Annotated in this window: 15 protein-coding genes; 10 read left to right on the top strand and 5 right to left on the bottom strand. The window is 44.1% G+C overall.

Going from position 1 to position 19,886, the window contains the following annotated elements; all coding sequences use genetic code 11:
- Positions 1 to 2: 2 nt before the first annotated feature.
- Genes I2I13_RS11730 through I2I13_RS11740 form a run of 3 tightly spaced genes read right to left on the bottom strand, consistent with a single transcriptional unit; the run spans position 3 to position 5,347 of the window.
- Entirely contained in the window at positions 3 to 2,321 is a 2,319-nt protein-coding gene (locus I2I13_RS11730; protein ID WP_195649568.1) for an ABC transporter permease, read from the bottom strand.
- Positions 2,322 to 2,339: 18 nt separating this feature from the next.
- The gene (locus I2I13_RS11735; protein ID WP_004303508.1) at positions 2,340 to 3,014 is read right to left on the bottom strand and encodes an ABC transporter ATP-binding protein; all 675 of its coding nucleotides are present in this window, start codon (positions 3,012 to 3,014) and stop codon (positions 2,340 to 2,342) included.
- A gap of 23 nt (positions 3,015 to 3,037) precedes the next feature.
- The gene (locus tag I2I13_RS11740) at positions 3,038 to 5,347 is read right to left on the bottom strand and encodes an ABC transporter permease (RefSeq protein WP_195649569.1); all 2,310 of its coding nucleotides are present in this window, start codon (positions 5,345 to 5,347) and stop codon (positions 3,038 to 3,040) included.
- 267 nt (positions 5,348 to 5,614) lie between these two features.
- On the opposite strand from I2I13_RS11740, the gene I2I13_RS11745 reads away from it, so the two are divergent.
- The 6 genes from I2I13_RS11745 (at position 5,615) to hcp (ending at position 12,312) form a co-directional block, all read left to right on the top strand.
- Positions 5,615 to 6,418 (top strand): metallophosphoesterase, encoded by an 804-nt coding sequence (locus tag I2I13_RS11745; protein WP_195649614.1) that lies wholly within the window; start codon positions 5,615 to 5,617, stop codon positions 6,416 to 6,418.
- Between the two features lie 52 nt (positions 6,419 to 6,470).
- Positions 6,471 to 7,079, top strand: a complete 609-nt coding sequence (locus I2I13_RS11750; RefSeq protein ID WP_370540826.1) for a hypothetical protein — start codon at positions 6,471 to 6,473, stop codon at positions 7,077 to 7,079.
- A 97-nt stretch (positions 7,080 to 7,176) separates the two neighbouring features.
- Positions 7,177 to 8,517: a sigma-54 dependent transcriptional regulator gene (locus I2I13_RS11755; RefSeq protein ID WP_195649570.1), complete on the top strand. Its 1,341-nt coding sequence runs from the start codon at positions 7,177 to 7,179 to the stop codon at positions 8,515 to 8,517.
- Positions 8,514 to 9,827 carry a PAS domain-containing sensor histidine kinase gene (locus I2I13_RS11760; protein WP_195649571.1) on the top strand — a complete coding sequence of 438 codons (1,314 nt, stop codon included), beginning with the start codon at positions 8,514 to 8,516 and terminating at the stop codon, positions 9,825 to 9,827. Before I2I13_RS11755 ends, I2I13_RS11760 begins: the two co-directional genes overlap by 4 nt.
- 10 nt (positions 9,828 to 9,837) lie before the next feature.
- Entirely contained in the window at positions 9,838 to 10,506 is a 669-nt protein-coding gene (locus I2I13_RS11765) for a Crp/Fnr family transcriptional regulator (protein ID WP_148366943.1), read from the top strand.
- Between the two features lie 174 nt (positions 10,507 to 10,680).
- Positions 10,681 to 12,312 carry a hydroxylamine reductase gene (hcp, locus tag I2I13_RS11770; protein ID WP_074557015.1) on the top strand — a complete coding sequence of 544 codons (1,632 nt, stop codon included), beginning with the start codon at positions 10,681 to 10,683 and terminating at the stop codon, positions 12,310 to 12,312.
- 52 nt (positions 12,313 to 12,364) lie between these two features.
- On the opposite strand, the gene I2I13_RS11775 is transcribed toward hcp, so the two are convergent.
- A complete protein-coding gene (locus tag I2I13_RS11775) occupies positions 12,365 to 13,549 on the bottom strand; it encodes a uracil-xanthine permease family protein (RefSeq protein ID WP_099145904.1) in 1,185 nt (394 codons plus the stop codon).
- A 166-nt stretch (positions 13,550 to 13,715) separates the two neighbouring features.
- Here I2I13_RS11775 and I2I13_RS11780 point away from each other — a divergent pair, with 166 nt between their 5' ends.
- Entirely contained in the window at positions 13,716 to 15,182 is a 1,467-nt protein-coding gene (locus I2I13_RS11780; RefSeq protein WP_074557017.1) for a potassium/proton antiporter, read from the top strand.
- A gap of 280 nt (positions 15,183 to 15,462) precedes the next feature.
- Entirely contained in the window at positions 15,463 to 17,127 is a 1,665-nt protein-coding gene (locus I2I13_RS11785; RefSeq protein ID WP_074557018.1) for a long-chain fatty acid--CoA ligase, read from the top strand.
- A 239-nt stretch (positions 17,128 to 17,366) separates the two neighbouring features.
- Here I2I13_RS11785 and I2I13_RS24665 read toward each other — a convergent pair whose 3' ends face one another.
- Positions 17,367 to 17,669 (bottom strand): hypothetical protein, encoded by a 303-nt coding sequence (locus tag I2I13_RS24665; protein ID WP_195649616.1) that lies wholly within the window; start codon positions 17,667 to 17,669, stop codon positions 17,367 to 17,369.
- Between the two features lie 131 nt (positions 17,670 to 17,800).
- On the opposite strand from I2I13_RS24665, the gene I2I13_RS11795 reads away from it, so the two are divergent.
- Positions 17,801 to 18,475, top strand: coding sequence for a response regulator transcription factor (locus I2I13_RS11795; RefSeq protein ID WP_195649572.1), 675 nt, complete (start codon positions 17,801 to 17,803; stop codon positions 18,473 to 18,475).
- Between the two features lie 19 nt (positions 18,476 to 18,494).
- A complete protein-coding gene (locus I2I13_RS11800) occupies positions 18,495 to 19,826 on the top strand; it encodes a HAMP domain-containing sensor histidine kinase (RefSeq protein WP_195649573.1) in 1,332 nt (443 codons plus the stop codon).
- Positions 19,827 to 19,886: the final 60 nt, after the last annotated feature.

Below are 19,886 nucleotides of genomic sequence, written 5' to 3' on the forward strand. Positions count from 1 at the left end.
ATTTATTCTGCTTTAATGCTCTTTACGGGGTTTTCATTGGCAACGTGCCAGGCTTTCACTACCACGCAAGCCACGATAACCAATAGTACCAGCAGGGCTATTCCTATAAAAAGTAACAGATCCATATCAATTCGTTCGCTAAACTGTTCCAACCATATTTGGCCTGTAAAATAGGAAGCGGCAGTACCTATCAGAACAGAGATTACGGAGATGTTCAGAATGTCGTATATCAATAATTTCAGGATGCCGGAGGCTTCTGCCCCATTCACTTTGCGTATGGCTATTTCCTTGCTGCGGCGTTGAGTTTCTCCATTCACATAGCCAATCAATCCCGTGATGACAATAAGCAGGATGAAGCAGGACGAAATCCAGACTGCATTACGGAAACGATATACACTCTTATAGCCTTCCCGGATCTTGCTGTCTACTGAATTGAAGTTCAGAGCTACATTCGGAAATGTTTTTGCCACACATTCGTTCAAGCGTTTCAGGTTCTCGTCATAGGGTTCTTTTAGACGGACATTGATGGTGTGATTGGCCGATTCTTTATCGGCAATCAATGCAATAGGAGACTGACTGGAATAGAAACTTCTATTACGAATATCATCAAACACTCCTACGATGGTACCTTCTACCCCACTCACGGATTTTCCTACGGCACCATCGGTCCATTTCATCAAACGGACGAGTTCTTTATTCACCAATAGATCGCCTTTTTTCTTGATGGTGGTGCCTTCTGTTATTCTGATTCCCATCACATTCGGATAATCATAGTCGCACATATTGAAATTAAGGGTAGCAATGCGTTTGCCGTCGTTGCCAATCAATCCACGTGTCCAGTACTCTCCCAGTACGCTGTGTGTGGATGCCGATACCCCATCCACCATCGGTTGGCGAAGCAACTCGTCTTTTACATGTTCTACTGTTTCGCCTGACATCCAGGTTTCGGCTTCTACCAGTCCCGGAATCTTGATTCCCATATCTCCATTCATCAGGTGAGAATATTGTAACAGGGTAACCAGCAATAGTCCGAGTACAAAGGAGGTACCCGTGAACTGGACAAATAGCAATGAACGTTTCCATCCTCTTTTCCCATCCGTGTAGTGCCGGAATACTTGCGTGACGGGAATACGTGAAAACAGTTTCCCCGGTATACCTCCTGCCAGGAGGAAAAGGACTGCTACAGTGAGCAACGGTATCCAAATGATGTCCCAGGCAAACAGTGAGGCAAGGCTGGTTCCCAGCAGGTCTTCGATCAATTCGCCCATGTTGATTATCAACAGGAAGCTAAACAGGACGGATAGTAGAACCAAGACTCCGGTTTCTGCCAGAAACATACCAAAGACGTTCCCTGAACTGGCTCCACTGCATTTATGTACTCCTACGCTTTTTGCACGACGACTGATAGTGGCTATTGAAATCAACATATAATTCATGATGGCTACAAAAAACACTGAAAAGCCGAGGAAGCCGAATATCATCAAACGTTTCTGGGTATCGGCAGAATCCAGATGACGTTTCGAAAGAGGAACAACGCTGTATTCCAACTTCCAGTCATCCCATTGCAAGGGGCTGTATTTGGCCATTACTTGTTGGATTTTGCTGTTCACCTTGTCTATATCCGACGCATGACGCAAGCGTGCAAAGGCATAAAAGATATCATTCCCATTCCAACCGTTACCACTCGCATAGCGACCATCGCGGTGGATGGTAATCACAAAGTCACGGGAGAGCATCGAATTTTCGGGTATGTCTTTATAGACGCCGCGAATTGTCAGTTCCAACTGCTTGTCCGCCGAAAGGGTTTTCCCAATAGGGTCTACACTGCCGAATGTTTCACGGGCAAAATGTTCTGAAACAAATATGCTATTCGAAATGATGAGATCTTTCGCGTTCCCTTTTAGTACGGGTATACCCATCGTTTCAAAGAAACAGGTGTCAACCCTCATGTAATTTGCTTTTGACAGCAGTTTGTCTTCTTTATAAATATGATAAAACTGGGAAGGAAGTACACAGGTGGCCGACTCTATTTCTTCAGGCATATCCTGCGCCAGGGTAAAAGCTACCGGATCGCAGACGGTATAGTCATAATTCATTCCGTCATCGCCCTGCACTTCGCCGGTCGTCATATTCTGTGCCGCTATTCTCGCCATTATCAGATTCTCCGCTTCCGGGTAACATTTCTCATAGCTCATCTCAAAAGCTATTTGCGAGAAAAGCAAGATGCCAACTGTTAGTCCTAAAGAAAGGGAGAGCACTCTTACGATATTCAAAGTACGCTCATGCAGTAATGTACGTATGCTATAATAGATTTGTCTCATACTTGCTTCTGATCTGGTTTATGCTATCACACTGGCTACCACGCTGCCGTCGAACAAATGAACTGTACGATGGGCAAAGGATGCGTCATGTTGTGAGTGTGTCACCATGATGATGGTTGTTCCTTCTTTATTCAGTTCGGTCAACAGGTTCATCACTTCTGCCCCATTCTTTGAATCGAGGTTACCGGTCGGTTCATCGGCGAGAATCAGTTTCGGATTGGTCACTACGGCACGGGCAATGGCGACACGTTGTTGCTGACCACCGGAAAGTTGTTGCGGAAAGTGTTTGGCACGATGGCTGATGTTCATCCGTTTCAGAATGTCTTCTACCATGCGGCGGCGTTCGGATGCTTTAAAGCCCAAATATGTCAGAGGAAGTTCTACATTCTCGTAAACATTCAGTTCGTCGATCAGGTTAAAGCTCTGGAATACGAATCCGAGTTTGCCCTTACGCACATGGGTACGTTCTTTCTCTTTCAATCCGCCCACTTCTTCACCCATCAAGCGGTAGGAACCTTCGGTAGGGTTATCGAGCAACCCCAGAATGTTCAACAAAGTGGATTTACCACAACCGGAGGGCCCCATAATGGCTACAAACTCTCCCTCTTTTACTTCAAGGTTTACGTGATTCAAGGCAACTGTCTCCACTTCGGAAGTACGGAATACTTTACTGATGTTGTTTATTTCAATCATAATCTTTTTATTTATGTTTTTAATTATTCACTTTTAAGGCTACTCACGGGATTTTCATTGGCAATCCGCCACGATTTCCAAAGTACGCAGGCTACGATAACGAGAAGATTTACAATCGCTATCAGTACATACGCCGCCCAGCTGACGGGCACGTGTTCGGCAAACATATCCATCCACATATCATTGACGTACCATGATGCCGCCACACCGATCACAACGGCTGCAACGGCTACATAGAGCACATCTTTCACCAACATTTCCAAAATGCCGGAGGCTTCGGCGCCATTGACTTTGCGTATGGCAATCTCTTTGGAACGGCGGCGGACTTCGTCGGTTGTGTAGCCTATCAATCCCATCATCATCACAAAGAACATGGTAACCGCTGCCAGTATGGTAGCATTGCTGAAGACGCGGATGGAGTTATAACTCTCTTTTATCATCTGCTCCATCGAACGGAAATCGACCGTTTTATCGGGGAAAGCATCTGCCGATACTTTATTCAGTTTCTGAAGATTCTCCGCAAAAGGTTCTTTCAGCCGGACATGAACACAGCTCCCGAAATTCTTGGTACTCATCAGGATGAAAGGTGCTTGCGGGTTGGTGAAATTACCGATCCGGAAGTCTTTAATCACTCCCACTACTTTACATACGTAGCCTGAATTATAGACGGCACGGTTCAATAGTTCGGTTCCCCAGTGCATCCATTCGCCGTATGTTTCATTGATGACTACTTCGTCTTCATTTCGTGGCATACGCCCCTCCTTCATCACCATACCCATCATCTTCGGATAGTCTTCCATCATTTTACAAAAACGGGAAGAGAAAAGTGATTGTCCACTTTCATCCTGAATCATCGTTCCGCTATAACTATATACGGGATGGGAATCGGCACTGGACACGGACTCTACATAAGGCAGGCCGCGGAAGAAAGTCAGGGCATAGTCTTGGTTTTCTTTATTGCCGAAACCGGTATTGGCTACGACAACGCGCTTCGGATTGTATCCCAGGTCTTTGTTTAAGACATAGTAGTATTGCAGCATCACCACATACATCAGTCCGCAGATGAAAGCTACGCCGGCAAACTGCACGAATAATAGCGGGCGTTTCCAGCCTTTCTTTCCTTCTGTATAGCGGCGGAAGACTTGTGAAACGGGGATTTTGGCAAAGATGCGTCCGGGCAGTGCTCCTCCTATGAGGAACAGGATAGCTACCGTCAGCAGGGGTACCCAAAGACGGTCTAAAGAGAACAGAGCTCCGAGTTCAACGGCGGTTGTATCTTCTATAAAGTCGCGGAAGTTCAGTAAGATTAATCCCATCAGTAGTAAGGCGAAGAGAATAATGATAGCTGTTTCCAATAGGAACATTCCCAGAATTTTGCCGCTGCCTGCACCGCTACACTTATGTACGCCGATGGCTTTGGCGCGGTATGAGAGTGAAGAGATGGAGATCAGTACGTAGTTCAAGGTAGCGATAAAAAGGATGATTATTCCCAGGATAGACATGATATTCCGCATCCGCTTCACGTCCGGCTCTTCCCTGTACACATCACGGATCGGCTTTACAAAAGCGGTATAACCTACTACTTTCCGGTCTTCTGCAGGACGATATTTCTTTATCAGGTCATTCAACCGGGCATTCACCACGGATTTGTCTGCTCCGGGACGGAAACGGATAAATGCAATCCAGCTATCGCCTCCCCTCCAGGAGTAGTTTCCCCATCCACGGCTCCATACGGTAGGCAGAGAAATCACAGCCTCCGGTCTGACGGTAGCATTTTCAGGTATGTCAGCATACGTACCTTTCACTGTCAGTTCTATTTCCTTATTATAAGAGATAACTTTGCCTATCGGATTTTCTTGATCGAACATCTTACGAGCCAACCGGTCACTAAGAAAGACAACATCTTTCTGCATCAGTTCCTTTTCCGGAACACCGCTTAAAACGTCGATACCCATAGTCTGAAAGAATAGTGAATCGGCTGTCACTTTGTTAGCTTCAAAACGGACACTTCCATGATATAGAGGGGCACTCATCCAGACGCAATAGCTGGTGGCCGCCTCCACTTCTTTAGGAAAATTCTCCAGTATGGCACCCGCCACCGGTCCGCAGTTCTTATCCTGCGGATCATAAGTCTGACCATTGGCGGAAAAGACGGAGAAGATCTGATACAGGTTATCATAATCTTTGAAGCATTTGTCAAAGCTCTGTTCGAAAGCCACACGGGCAAACAACAGAATGCTCATCGTCAGCCCCAACGCCAAAGAGAGGATTTTGATAACGTTGGAACCATGCCCCCGCAATAAAGTACGGATCACATAATAGATTTGTTTCATATTATATTTTATTTTTGTTTTTCTATTTTCAATCATGCAGAAAGCATGCCAAAAAAGAATAACAATTCATTATCAGGTGTTTATCATTTCAACCTTTCTGAATATTGTCTAAAAATTAGACAGTACCGTCTAATTTTTAGACAACCGGGAGACTATTCCATTTCTCCTTTAAATTGTTCCAACAGTCTCTATTATCCATGGGGAGATTGTCCATCCCGGTAGAAAACTTTATCTTTGCATCCAGTTTTATAAACTATTAAAGTAATGATGAAGAGGAAGAATTTATATGCACTGTGTTCGTGCCTGTTCCTTTCGGGATGCGGTATGATAGACTATCATCCGTATGACGTCCGCATCAGCGGAGAAACAGAGGTCAATGCACACAACATCGAAAGAATAGAAGCGAGCTGCCAGGGTAAAACTACGATACGGTTCGTAACAATGGGCGACTCACAACGATGGTATGACGAAACGGAAGATTTTGTAAAAGCGATCAATCAACGGAATGATATTGACTTCGTCGTCCACGGAGGGGATATGAGTGACTTCGGACTGACCAAGGAATTTCTTTGGCAAAGGGATATCATGAACGGACTTCATGTGCCTTATGTGGCTCTGATCGGAAATCATGACTGCCTGGGCACGGGAGCGGAAACCTACAAGGCTGTATTCGGCCCCACAAACTTCTCTTTCATCGCAGGCAATGTGAAGTTTGTCTGCTTGAATACCAACGCTTTGGAGTATGATTACTCCGAACCGGTACCGGACTTTACCTTTATGGAAAATGAGATAACGAACAGGCGGGAGGAGTTTGAAAAGACAGTTATTTGTATGCACGCGCGTCCCTATACGGATGTGTTCAATGATAATGTGGCAAAAGTATTCCAGCACTATGTCAAACAGTATGCAGGAATACAGTTCTGCACGGCCGCCCATACCCATCACTATCAGGACGATGTGATTTTTGATGATGGAATACATTATGTTACCAGTGATTGTATGGATTACCGTACTTATCTGGTATTTACAATAACTCCGGAAAAATACGAATATGAGCTGGTTAAATACTAATTATATCTTACGCGCAGGAGTACTGTACGTGCTTCTCCTGCTTTCCGGTCTGATGTCTGCCACCTGCCAGACAAACGCACCGGAACAGACCCAACATACCCGTTATGACAATCGGGTTCACCGTTTCCGCAGAAACTGGGAGCGGATTATCCCGACTCATTCCAAAATACAATATGCCGGAAATATGGGATTACTCTCTTTCGGCACAGGATGGGATTATGGAAAGCGTAATCAGTGGGAAACGGATGTATTGCTCGGATTCATCCCGAAATATTCTTCGAAGAAAGCAAAAGTGACCATGACGCTCAAACAGAACTATATGCCCTGGAGCATTAACATTGGAAAAGGATTCTCGACGGAGCCTCTTACCTGTGGTCTTTATGTGAATACCGTATTTGGAAATCAGTTCTGGGTGAATGAGCCGGAACGTTATCCGAAAGGGTATTATGGTTTCTCAAGCAAAGTGCGTTTCCATGTCTTTATGGGACAACGCCTGACCTATGATATTGACCCGCAACGCAGATTTATGGCCAAGTCCGTAACCTTTTTCTATGAAATAAGTACGTGCGACCTTTATGTGATTAGTGCGGTAAACAATAGTTATCTCCGTCCGCGTGATTACCTTAGTTTATCATTCGGATTGAAGTTCCAGTGGTTTTGATTGGGGGCACAAGGAGTCTAAAATCAATTTTGAATTATGATTCTTGAATTATCACATCCTTTTTTCGTAAGTTTGCGCTGTACAAACTTGAACGAAAATGAGTAAATCTGGAACAATCATCATTGTAGACGACAATAAAGGAGTGCTGACTGCCATACAAATCCTTTTAAAAAGTTATTTCTCAAAGGTCGTTGCCCTCTCCTCGCCTGTCACCCTGACGAGCGTCCTGCGGGAGGAAATGCCGGAAGTGGTATTGCTGGACATGAATTTCACATCGGGCATCAATACCGGCAATGAGGGATTATTCTGGTTACATGAAATAAAAAAAGTACGTCCGGATCTTCCGGTCGTACTTTTTACGGCTTATGCCGATATTGAACTGGCTATCCGGGGGATTAAAGAGGGAGCAACGGACTTTATCGTTAAACCCTGGGACAACCAGAAACTAGTGGAAACGCTGCAAACCGCAGCAACCTCTACGCACAATGACAGGAAAACAGCAAGCAAAGAAAAGCCTGCTCACTCGCCTATGTACTGGGGAGAAAGCAAAGTAATGCAACAGTTACGGGTTTTGATTGAAAAGGTTGCCATCACCGATGCCAACCTCCTGATAACGGGTGAAAACGGAACAGGAAAAGAGATGCTGGCACGTGAAATCCATGCGCTTTCCAACCGCAAACATAAGGAAATGATTGCGGTGGATATGGGAACCATCACGGAATCTTTATTCGAGAGTGAGCTTTTCGGACATGTAAAAGGGTCGTTCACTGATGCACATACCGACCGGACAGGTAAGTTCGAGGCTGCCGAAAAGAGTACGCTGTTTCTTGACGAAATAGGAAACTTGCCCTACCATCTGCAAGCAAAACTACTGACTGCCATCCAACGGCGAAGCATTGTAAAAGTGGGAAGTAACACGCCAATTCCTATTGATATCCGACTGATATGTGCCACGAACCGGAACTTGCAAGAGATGGTAGCGAAAGGCGAATTCCGGGAGGACTTGCTCTACCGCATCAATACCATTCATGTGGAAATTCCTCCCCTACGCGAACGGAAAGAGGATATTATCCCATTGGCCGAACGATTTTTGTCTCACTTCTGCAAGCAATATGACAAGTCGTTGATGAAGTTCACTCCCGAAGCAGAGGATAAATTGACTGCGCATCCCTGGTATGGGAATATCCGCGAATTGGAGCACGTCATCGAAAAGGCGGCTATCATCAATGACAGTCCGCTGATTCCTGCTGAATTGTTCCAATTATCCGTACCACGGATAGCCATTCAGGAACAAAACATCTCCACCCTGGAAGAAATGGAAGTGCAGATGATACGGAAAGCACTCGAAGCCTGTGCGGGAAATTTATCGGCAGTGGCCGCTCAACTGGGAATAACCCGGCAAACGCTCTATAACAAGATGAAAAAATTCGGATTATGAACTCACAGATCCAACAACTGGGGATTCGGTACTGGTTCAGAGTTTTGCTGACTGTACTTTTCTGTATATCGACTGTCTGGTTCGGTATTCATCAATCATACGGTTGGTTGGGCGTCAGTCTTTGTCTGCTGGTGCTTAGCATCATCTGGCAAATCCGCCTGTACCAACTTCACACCAAACAGGTGCTTTTCATGATTAACGCGCTTGAAAACAATGATAACACCTTTCATTTTCCCGAAGAAAACGGTACTCCCGAAAGCCAAAAGATCAACCGGGCACTCAACCGGGTGGGACACATTTTATATAATGTAAAAGCGGAAACCGCCCAACAAGAGAAATATTACGAGCTGATTCTGGATTTTGTCAGTACAGGATTGCTGGTACTCAATGACAATGGGGCGGTTTATCAGAAGAACAAGGAAGCACTCCGTCTTTTGGGGCTGAATATATTCACGCATATCCATCAGTTAAGTAAAGTAGACACTACGCTCATGGAGAAAATAGAGAACTGCCGTCCCGGAGACAAACTGCAAGTGATGTTTCACAACGAACGGGGAACCGTTAATCTATCCATACGTGTATCGGAAATCAATGTGCGCAAAGAACATCTGCGTATCCTGGCCCTGAACGATATCAATACCGAACTCGATGAAAAGGAAATAGATTCATGGATTCGCCTGACACGGGTTCTGACGCATGAAATCATGAATTCGGTCACTCCTATCACTTCCCTTTGTGACACTCTTCTTTCCATGTCCGAGGGCAAAGATGAAGAGATCAGTCACGGGTTGCAGACCATCAGCACCACAGGAAAAGGGTTGCTCTCTTTTGTAGAATCTTACCGGCAGTTTACACGCATACCTGCACCGGAACCATCGCTGTTCTACGTGAAAGCGTTCATAGAAAGGATGATTGAACTTGCCCGCCATCAGAATCCGTGTGACAACATTTGTTTCCACACGGAGATTTCTCCTGCGGACTTAATCCTGTATGCAGATGAAAACCTCATCGCCCAAGTGGTTATCAATCTTCTAAAGAATGCCATTCAGGCAATCGGCAGCCAGCCGGATGGTAGAATCGAGATCCGGGCTTATTGCAATGACATGGAAGAAATATGGATCGAGATCAAGAACAACGGCCCTGAAATCCCGTCGGAGATAGCAGAGCATATCTTTATACCTTTCTTCACCACCAAAGAAAATGGTAGTGGAATCGGACTTAGCATTTCACGCCAGATCATGCGTCTTTCGGGCGGAAGTCTCACTTTGCTGCGGGAGAAAGAAACAACGTTTATTTTAAAATTCAAATAACTATTGATATATGATACCTGCACTCGTCAACAATCCCTTATTCCGGGGAATCACTCCGGAAAGACTTTCTGCCGATCTGGAAGAGATCAGTTTCCATACACGTTCTTATAAGAAAGGGGAAATCCTGGCTCAACAGGGGGCTGTGTGCAACCGCCTTGTCATCCTGACCAAAGGAAGTGTGCGTGGAGAGATGATCGATTATTCGGGGCGTCTTATCAAAGTGGAGGACATCGCTGCTCCAAGAGCGATTGCCCCTCTGTTCCTGTTCGGTGAGGAGAACCGCTATCCGGTGGAAGTGACTGCCAACGAACCGACAGAGGTTATCGAACTTCCTAAATCAAGTGTATTGAGTTTATTCCGCAAAAACGAGCAGTTTTTGGAAAACTATATGAATCTTTCTGCCAATTATGCACGGACCTTATCGGATAAGCTTTTCTTCATGTCATTTAAGACGATTCGTCAGAAACTTGCTTCGTACTTGCTCCGACTACATAAACAGCAGCAACAGGCACATATCACCCTCGACCGTTCACAACAGGAATTGAGTGATTACTTCGGGGTGTCCCGTCCTTCCCTCGCCCGTGAACTGGCGCATATGCAGGAAGACGGATTATTGATAGCCGATCGTAAGCATATCACTATCTTACAGAAAGAAGAACTGGTCCGGCTTATCCAATAATGGAATCGACTTAAAAATTCATGGATTGAATATTGACCGGATAATAATCAAATAGTGAGTATCTATATAAAAAATATTCATTGTTGTAACATTGGTTACAGAATCACCTGAAACCTTTCCTCTACTTTTGCGTTCAAGAAATAAACTATTGGACTAATTAAAAACGTAAAAGTTATGAGTATGTTCTGTTATCAATGTCAAGAAACCGCAATGGGTACCGGTTGTACCTTGAAAGGTGTGTGCGGTAAAACGTCTGAAGTGGCTAACCTGCAAGACTTACTACTCTTCGTAGTACGTGGAATTGCTGTCTACAACGAACATCTGCGTAAAGATGGACATCCTTCCGAACAAGCAGACAAATTTATCTATGATGCATTGTTCATCACCATCACCAACGCCAATTTTGATAAAGCGGCTATCACTGAAAAAATCAAAGAAGGACTGAAACTGAAAAAAGAACTTGCCAACAAGGTAAAGATTGAAAATGCTCCCGACGAATGTCTTTGGAATGGAAGCGAAGATGAGTTTGAAGAAAAATCAAAAACTGTCGGTGTGCTTCGCACTCCCAACGAGGATGTCCGCTCACTGAAAGAACTTGTACACTATGGCCTGAAAGGAATGGCTGCCTATGTAGAGCATGCACATAACCTAGGCTACGAGTCACCGGAAATATTTGCTTTCATGCAACATGCCTTATCCGAACTGACCCGCAATGATATTACAGTGGAAGAACTGGTTCAGCTGACTTTGGAAACAGGAAAGCATGGAGTATCGGCAATGGCACAGTTGGATAAAGCGAATACCAGCAGCTACGGAAATCCGGAAATCTCACAAGTGAGTCTCGGTGTACGCAATAATCCGGGTATATTAATCAGCGGACATGATTTGAAAGACCTGGAAGAGCTATTGGAACAAACGGAGGGCACAGGAGTAGATGTATATACTCACAGCGAAATGTTGCCTGCACACTATTATCCTCAACTAAAGAAGTACAAGCATCTGGCAGGAAATTACGGAAATGCCTGGTGGAAGCAGAAAGAGGAATTTGAAAGTTTCAACGGTCCTATCTTGTTCACAAGTAACTGTATCGTTCCGCCACGTGCAAATGCCAGCTACAAGGATCGTATTTACATCACAGGAGCCTGTGGTTTGGAAGGGGCACATTACATCCCCGAACGCAAAGACGGAAAACCGAAAGATTTTTCTGCCCTGATTGCTCACGCCAAACAATGTCAGCCACCGATAGCCATTGAAAACGGAACGATTATCGGAGGATTCGCTCATGCACAGGTGACAGCCCTGGCAGATAAAGTGGTGGACGCCGTGAAGAGCGGAGCTATCCGCAAATTCTTTGTAATGGCAGGATGCGACGGACGTATGAAAAGCCGTGAATACTATACGGAATTTGCTCAAAAATTACCTGGTGACACCGTGATTCTTACTGCCGGTTGTGCCAAATACAGATATAATAAACTGGCTTTAGGTGATATCAACGGGATTCCGAGAGTGTTGGATGCAGGACAATGTAACGATAGCTACTCACTGGCCGTCATCGCTTTAAAACTGAAAGAAATCTTCGGACTGGATGATGTAAATCAGTTGCCTATCGTATACAACATCGCCTGGTACGAACAAAAGGCAGTCATTGTTTTATTGGCATTACTGGCTTTAGGAGTGAAACATATTCATCTGGGTCCTACTCTCCCCGCTTTCCTTTCACCGAACGTAAAGAACGTATTGATCGAACAATTCGGAATCGGAGGCATCAGCACAGTAGATGAGGATATTGTGAAGTTCCTATCCTAAACAACAATCAATCAAGCGGGGATTTGGAGATTCCCGCTTGATTTACAGAATATCAATCTTCTCTAGGCAATATTAAATTAAGAAGCACTCCCACCAAAGCTGCCAGTCCAATGCCGGACAATGAAAAATCGCCCCAATTAAAAGCAGCGCCGCCAATACCGACAGTCAGTGTCAAAGACACAATGACTATATTTCTTGTACGACTCAAATCAATGCAATTATTCACAAGATTACCAATTCCCGCGCAAGCAATCGTTCCGAAAAGCAATAACATGATGCCGCCCAGTACCGCACTAGGAATGGATCTTAATAATGCACTGATTTTACCGATAACAGAAAATAAGATAGCGGAAATGGCAGCTATTCTTATCACTTGCGGATTGGTTATCTTTGTCAGAGACATGGCTCCGGTCACTTCCGAATAAGTTGTCACAGGAGGGCCACCCAATAATCCGGCACAGAAACATGCCAGACCATCCCCCAATAAAGTACGGTGCAACCCCGGATCTTTCACGAAATCTTTTCCGGTGACCGTATTAACGACATAGATATCACCAATATGTTCTATCACCGGAGCAATGGCTACCGGAATCATAAACAACACAGGTTCCCATGAGAATTTAGGAAAGACAAACTGCGGCAATCCAATCCAGGCAGCATCTCTGACACCGGACAAATCCAAATCGTAGAAAAGCCATGCAGCCAGATACCCTACAACAATCCCACAGAAGATAGGAATCAGTTTCAAAAGCCCCTTGGCCTTCATTGAAACAACGACTGCGGTAACCAACGAAAGCAGTGCCAGTACCCAGTTCTCTTTTGCCATATTCACTCCCGTTCCCGCCAATGACAAACCTATCAGAATGATGACAGGCCCTATGACAACAGGAGGAAACAGCCGTTCAATCACCCTCACTCCCTGCCATTTGACAAGCGCACTCATCACAAAGTAAACTAACGCTACTCCAACCATACCGGATAAGGTGCCGGGCAATCCATAAAGTTCTGTCGCTTTAATGATAGGTGCAATAAATGCGAAACTACTCCCCAGAAAGACAGGAACCTTTCCACGCGTAACCGCATGAAAGATAAGCGTACCAATACCTGCTGTAAACAGAGCTGTAGAAGGGTCAAGCCCCACCAATAACGGCACGAGTACCGTAGCACCGAAAGCTACAAACAAGAATTGTACCCCCACCATCCCTTTCCTCAAAGGTGTAAGATTATTTGAATCCATAAGTATAATGTAGATTATTCTTTGCAAAATTAGTCTTTTTAGACAATTTAACTCCCTTTTTTCACAAAAATACATCCAAAAAGGGTTTTTATTTGTTGTTAATAATGTGTAACTTCGCACGGTGAGAATTAATACGACAATTTTATAACTTTATAATATATTGCCTATGATATTTACAGCAGAAAACACTCTACTTATCGGTTCTATCTTACTTTTCGTCAGCATCGTTGTTGGAAAAACCGGATACCGCTTTGGAGTACCTACCTTATTATTGTTCCTCGTAGTAGGAATGTTGTTTGGAAGTGACGGCCTCGGCCTGCAGTTCCACGACGCGAAAGACGCCCAATTTATCGGTATGGTGGCCCTTAGTATTATCCTTTTCTCGGGAGGTATGGATACGAAATTCAGAGAAATCAAACCTATTCTAGGTCCCGGTATCGTGCTTTCCACTGTCGGAGTACTACTCACAGCCCTTTTCACCGGACTCTTTATCTGGTGGATATCAGGTATGAGCTGGTCTAATATCTATTTACCTATCACTACTTCCCTGCTTTTGGCTTCTACCATGTCGTCTACCGACTCGGCTTCAGTATTCGCTATCCTCCGCTCACAGAAGATGAACTTGAAACACAACCTTCGTCCCATGCTGGAACTGGAGAGCGGAAGTAATGACCCGATGGCCTATATGCTGACCATTGTCCTGATACAATTCATTCAGTCGGCAGGTATGGGAGTCGGAGCCATCGTCGGATCTTTCATTATCCAGTTCATCGTTGGTGCCGCTGCCGGATATATACTTGGAAAGCTAGCCATCCGAATGTTGAATAAGCTCAATATTGATAATCAGGCCTTGTATCCTATCTTATTACTTGCATTTGTATTTTTCACTTTCTCCATCACCGACTTACTGAAAGGTAACGGTTACCTTGCCGTATATATTGCGGGTATCATGGTAGGAAACAATAAAATCATGCATCGTAAAGACATCTACACCTTTATGGACGGACTGACCTGGTTGTTCCAAATCATCATGTTCCTTTGCCTGGGATTGCTTGTCAACCCGCACGAAATGCTGGAAGTAGCTTCCGTGGCATTGTTGATTGGTGTCTTCATGATTATTATCGGTCGCCCGTTAAGCGTGTTCCTCTGTCTGCTTCCATTCCGGAAAATCACGATGAAATCACGTATTTTCGTGTCTTGGGTAGGATTACGCGGTGCAGTTCCTATTATCTTTGCTACCTATCCGGTAGTGGCGGGCGTAGAAGGTTCGAACCTCATTTTCAACATTGTATTCTTTATTACCATTGTCTCATTGGTCGTACAGGGAACAACCATTTCTTTCGTCGCCCGGATTTTGAATCTTTCCAAACCGCTGGAAAAAACCGGTAACGACTTCGGAGTGGAACTTCCGGAAGAAATTGACTCTGACCTTAGTGATATGACTATCACTAAAAGTATGCTGGAAGAAGCAGATACATTGAAAGATATGAATCTTCCGAAAGGCACGCTGGTAATGATTGTGAAGCGCGGAGATGAGTTCCTGATTCCCAACGGAACGCTGAAACTGCATGAAGGAGATAAACTGTTACTTATTTCCGAGAAGTCCAAAGAAGAAGATGCTGATTCAGAATAACATCAGAAAAGAGTTATTCAGTACACCATAATTGATTCGTCTCCACGCATGAAACCTCTTGCCTTTGCAAGACATTCGTTTCATCTTCATGCATGGAGACGAAACGTTTTATACAGGCCAATGAACTAGTTTTAAGGAAGAAACACGAAAGACCTTTATCCGGCTGGTAAAATTGTTCATTCCCCTCCGTTAATTAACCGTAAAACTTGAATTTAAAATTCGGTTTACATCTACGAAGTATTAATTTTGCGCAGTTTTAAACTAAATGTGCAAAAATCGAATGGAACAAGAACATCAGTTCATTGATTATATTGAGCAAAGCATCATCAAAAACTGGGACAAAGATGCCTTAACTGACTATAAAGGAATTACCCTCCAATATAAGGATGTAGCGCGTAAAATCGCTAAATTTCACATCGTCTTGGAAAGTGCCGGCATCCAGCCGGGAGATAAAATAGCCGTTTGCGGACGTAACAGTGCTCATTGGGCGGTTACTTTCTTGGCGACCATCACTTACGGAGCTGTTATTGTTCCCATTTTGCATGAATTCAAGGCAGATAATATTCATAATATCGTCAACCATTCCGAAGCCAAATTACTTTTCGTCGGCGATCAGGCATGGGAGAATCTGAATGAAGATGCCATGCCTTTGTTAGAGGGCATCGCTTCACTGACAGATTTCTCGGCATTAGTGTCCCGGAACGAAAAACTCACTTACGCTTTTGAACACCGGAACGCTATTTACGGCCAACAGTATCCCAAGAACTTTCGCCCGGAACATATTTGTTACCGGAAAGATCGTCCGGAAGAACTGGCTATCATCAACTATACTTCCGGTACCACAGGTTACTCTAAAGGAGTGATGCTCCCCTATCGCAGTCTTTGGTCGAACGTGGCTTATTGCTTCGAAATGCTTCCCGTTAAACCGGGAGACCATATCGTTTCCATGTTGCCTATGGGACACGTGTTCGGTATGGTATATGATTTCCTTTACGGATTCTCTGCAGGTGCACACATCTATTTCCTGACACGTATGCCGTCTCCGAAAATCATTTCCCAATCTTTCTCCGAAATCAAACCCAGAGTGATTTCTTGTGTACCGTTGATTGTAGAAAAAATTATCAAGAAAGACATTCTTCCTAAAGTAGACAGCAAAATCGGCAAGTTATTGCTGAAAGTACCTATTGTGAACGATAAAATCAAATCATTGGCACGACAGGCTGCCATGGAAATCTTCGGTGGAAACTTTGACGAGATTATTATCGGAGGTGCTCCTTTCAATGCGGAAGTAGAGGATTTCCTTAAAAAGATAGGGTTCCCCTACACCATCGCTTACGGTATGACGGAATGCGGTCCGATTATTTGTTCCAGCCGTTGGGAAACACTGAAACTTGCTTCCTGCGGAAAGGCAACCAGCCGGATGGAAGTCCGCATAGACTCACCGGACCCGAAAACGCATGCCGGAGAAATCGTATGCAGAGGAATGAATATGATGCTGGGGTATTATAAAAATCCGGAAGCTACGGCACAAATTATTGATGCTAACGGTTGGCTGCATACCGGTGACCTCGGTACGTTGGATGAAGAGGGTTATGTGACAGTCCGCGGACGTAGCAAGAACCTGCTTCTCACCTCTAGCGGACAGAATATCTATCCTGAAGAAATTGAAAGCAAGCTGAACAACATGCCGTATGTTTCGGAGTCACTGATCGTCTTACAGCACGAAAAGCTGGTAGCCCTGATCTACCCGGATTTCGACGATGCTTTCGCTCATGGATTGCAGCAGACGGATATTCAGAAAGTAATGGAGCAAAACCGTATCGAATTGAATCAACAGCTTCCTAACTATTCTCAAATAAGCAAGATTAAAATCCATTTTGAAGAATTTGAAAAGACTGCGAAAAAGTCAATCAAACGCTTTATGTATCAGGAAGCAAAGGGATAATATCTCAAATAATAAGATAAGTATTCTCGCAAATAAAAACAAAAACGGTGGACAGCCTCAACACTGTCCACCGTTTTTTTCTAACCTCTAACCAACTTTATTTATACTACCTGTTTTCTATCTTTCTACCTAAAAACGAATCCTATTTCCATTATTAACAGGCTAACTTTATAATCAATCAGTCTTTTTAAAGTGCTATAAATGAAATAGCCTGTCCGCCTCCGGAGCCATTCGTATGTTCAACGTATTTTCAGAAAATAGTTCCCCTTTGCTTTACGCACGATGGCTACAAATTCACCCGGTTCTCCTGCCAATGCTTTCGATTCGTCACAATCCGGATCGAAGTCGCGGAAGAACTGAAAAGCCGGATGGCCTTCATAATTTTCAATCAACAATGAGTCACCTACTAAAACATTATATAACGGTTTGCCGTTGTCGTCTACTGTTAAAGCCATTTTGATATGACCGTCCGGTGATTTCACTTCTGTTTTCGGACTGCTACACCCATAACATCCCAGCACACAGAAAAGCTCCAATGACACAATTTATTTTCATAGCATATCTATTGTTTGTATATAGTACAACTCAAAAAGAAGAAACACTTAAATGTAGCGCAGATTTCTTTCTCCGGATGCCAGGAAAAAAGTATCTTTGCACATAAACAATCTGAATTATGGCAAAGATACTATTGGTTGAAGATGAAATTAATATCGCCTCTTTCATCGAACGGGGACTCAAAGAATTCGGGCATTCGGTAAGCGTCTGCCATGACGGGAACGCCGGTTGGAAAATCCTTCAGAACGAGCCTTTCGACCTTTTGATACTGGACATTATCATGCCTAAAATAAACGGTCTGGAACTTTGCCACCTTTACCGCCAGATGTTCGGGTATCAGACTCCGGTTATTATGCTGACGGCCTTGGGTACAACGGAAGACATTGTTAAAGGACTGGATGCGGGAGCAGACGATTATCTCGTCAAACCTTTTAGTTTTCAGGAGCTGGAAGCGCGCATCAAAGCCCTATTGAGACGCAACAAGGAAGCAGCTTCCAATCTATTGACTTGCGACGATCTGGTGCTGGACTGCAATACCCGGAAAGCCAGAAGAGGTGAGACAGACATCGACCTCACCGTTAAAGAATATCGCCTGCTCGAATATTTCATGACCCATCAAGGGGTTGCCCTCTCACGTATCACCTTGCTCAAAGATGTATGGGACAAGAACTTTGACACCAATACCAATATCGTAGATGTTTATGTGAACTATCTCCGGGTAAAGATTGATCGTGACTTTGATAAAAAGCTGATCCATACAGTCGTAGGACTAGGATATATCATGAATACTTAAACTCCCAAGCACCCCGGCTATGAAAATAGGTTCTAAAATAGCTCTTTTTTATACATTAATCAGTGTACTGACCACTGTCATTATCATTGCCGTATTTTATATTTTCAGTACACAGTACATCAATAAACTTTATGCTTCTTACCTGCGTGAAAAAGCCTACCTGACCGCACAGAAGCATTGGGAAAAAGATGAAGTAGACGAACAGAGCTACCAGATTATCCAACGCAAATATGACGAACTCCTGCCCGAAGCCCATGAGATTCTTTTAAATATGGATAGTCTCTCCGAAGTGCGTGATACACTGAATAAATACCTCACGCAACACCAGCAGGCTCTTCTGCTGGCAGGACAGGACAGCATCCCTTTCTCTTTCAAATATAAGGATCAACTGGGAGCCGCCCTTTATTATCCGGATAATGAAGGAAACTTTATCGTACTCGTCATGTCCCGGAATGCCTACGGAACAGAAATCAAGGAACACCTATTATTGCTTTCCATATTTCTCATCTTAGCCAGTTCCGTCCTGATCTTTTTCATCGGGAAAATATACTCCGGCCGCATTCTGGTTCCCCTGCAACACATATTAAAGGAGCTGAAAAGAATACGTGCCAACAGTCTGAACCGCCGATTAAAGACCACCGGCAATAATGACGAGCTGGAAGACATGATAAAGACATTAAATAGTATGCTCGACCGTCTGGACAGTGCATTCAAGGCAGAGAAGTCCTTTGTCAGTCATGCTTCACATGAATTGAACAATCCGATTACCGCCATTCAGGGAGAATGCGAAATCAGTCTGCTGAAAGAGAGAAGTACGGGAGAATACATTGAATCCCTTCAACGAATCTCCTCGGAAAGCAAACGATTGTCCAGCCTCATCCGGCACCTTCTTTTTCTTTCACGACAAGAAGAAGAACTCCTGAAAAATAATATTGAAGAGATTATTCTGGCCGATCTATTAAAAGAGTTGACGGCTTCCGATGAAAGGATCCATCTTCATTTGGAAGAGACAGACCGGCAGATGACCGTAAAAGCCAATCCATATCTATTGAAGATAGCATTAAAGAATATAATAGATAACGCCTGCAAATACTCTGATAGAGAAGTCAATGTGACTCTCTACCGGGAGCAACAACAAGTCATTCTTGATATAGAAGACCGGGGAATCGGTATTCCGCAAGAAGAAATAGCACACATATTCCAGTCCTTCTATCGGGGCAGTAATACCCGGGACTATGCCGGACAAGGCATCGGACTTAGCCTGACCCTGAAAATCATCTCTGCTTATCACGCAAAGTTGGATATATTTTCAGAAATAGAAAAAGGAACAAAAGTACGGGTGATTTTTTAATTCACCCTTCTTTTATTCCTTTCTCCCTCTACCTACTGAAAACCTACAAATTTAATCTAT

The sequence above is a fragment of the Bacteroides sp. D55t1_190419_B8 genome, from assembly GCF_015558905.1.
Lineage (GTDB): Bacteria > Bacteroidota > Bacteroidia > Bacteroidales > Bacteroidaceae > Bacteroides > Bacteroides vicugnae.

Coding starts and splice junctions, on each gene's coding strand:
- I2I13_RS11730 (WP_195649568.1), bottom strand. CDS start 2,321: ATGAGACAAATCTATTATAGCATACGTACATTACTGCATGAGCGTACT.
- I2I13_RS11735 (WP_004303508.1), bottom strand. CDS start 3,014: ATGATTGAAATAAACAACATCAGTAAAGTATTCCGTACTTCCGAAGTG.
- I2I13_RS11740 (WP_195649569.1), bottom strand. CDS start 5,347: ATGAAACAAATCTATTATGTGATCCGTACTTTATTGCGGGGGCATGGT.
- I2I13_RS11745 (WP_195649614.1), top strand. CDS start 5,615: ATGAAGAGGAAGAATTTATATGCACTGTGTTCGTGCCTGTTCCTTTCG.
- I2I13_RS11750 (WP_370540826.1), top strand. CDS start 6,471: ATGTCTGCCACCTGCCAGACAAACGCACCGGAACAGACCCAACATACC.
- I2I13_RS11755 (WP_195649570.1), top strand. CDS start 7,177: ATGAGTAAATCTGGAACAATCATCATTGTAGACGACAATAAAGGAGTG.
- I2I13_RS11760 (WP_195649571.1), top strand. CDS start 8,514: ATGAACTCACAGATCCAACAACTGGGGATTCGGTACTGGTTCAGAGTT.
- I2I13_RS11765 (WP_148366943.1), top strand. CDS start 9,838: ATGATACCTGCACTCGTCAACAATCCCTTATTCCGGGGAATCACTCCG.
- hcp (WP_074557015.1), top strand. CDS start 10,681: ATGAGTATGTTCTGTTATCAATGTCAAGAAACCGCAATGGGTACCGGT.
- I2I13_RS11775 (WP_099145904.1), bottom strand. CDS start 13,549: ATGGATTCAAATAATCTTACACCTTTGAGGAAAGGGATGGTGGGGGTA.
- I2I13_RS11780 (WP_074557017.1), top strand. CDS start 13,716: ATGATATTTACAGCAGAAAACACTCTACTTATCGGTTCTATCTTACTT.
- I2I13_RS11785 (WP_074557018.1), top strand. CDS start 15,463: ATGGAACAAGAACATCAGTTCATTGATTATATTGAGCAAAGCATCATC.
- I2I13_RS11795 (WP_195649572.1), top strand. CDS start 17,801: ATGGCAAAGATACTATTGGTTGAAGATGAAATTAATATCGCCTCTTTC.
- I2I13_RS11800 (WP_195649573.1), top strand. CDS start 18,495: ATGAAAATAGGTTCTAAAATAGCTCTTTTTTATACATTAATCAGTGTA.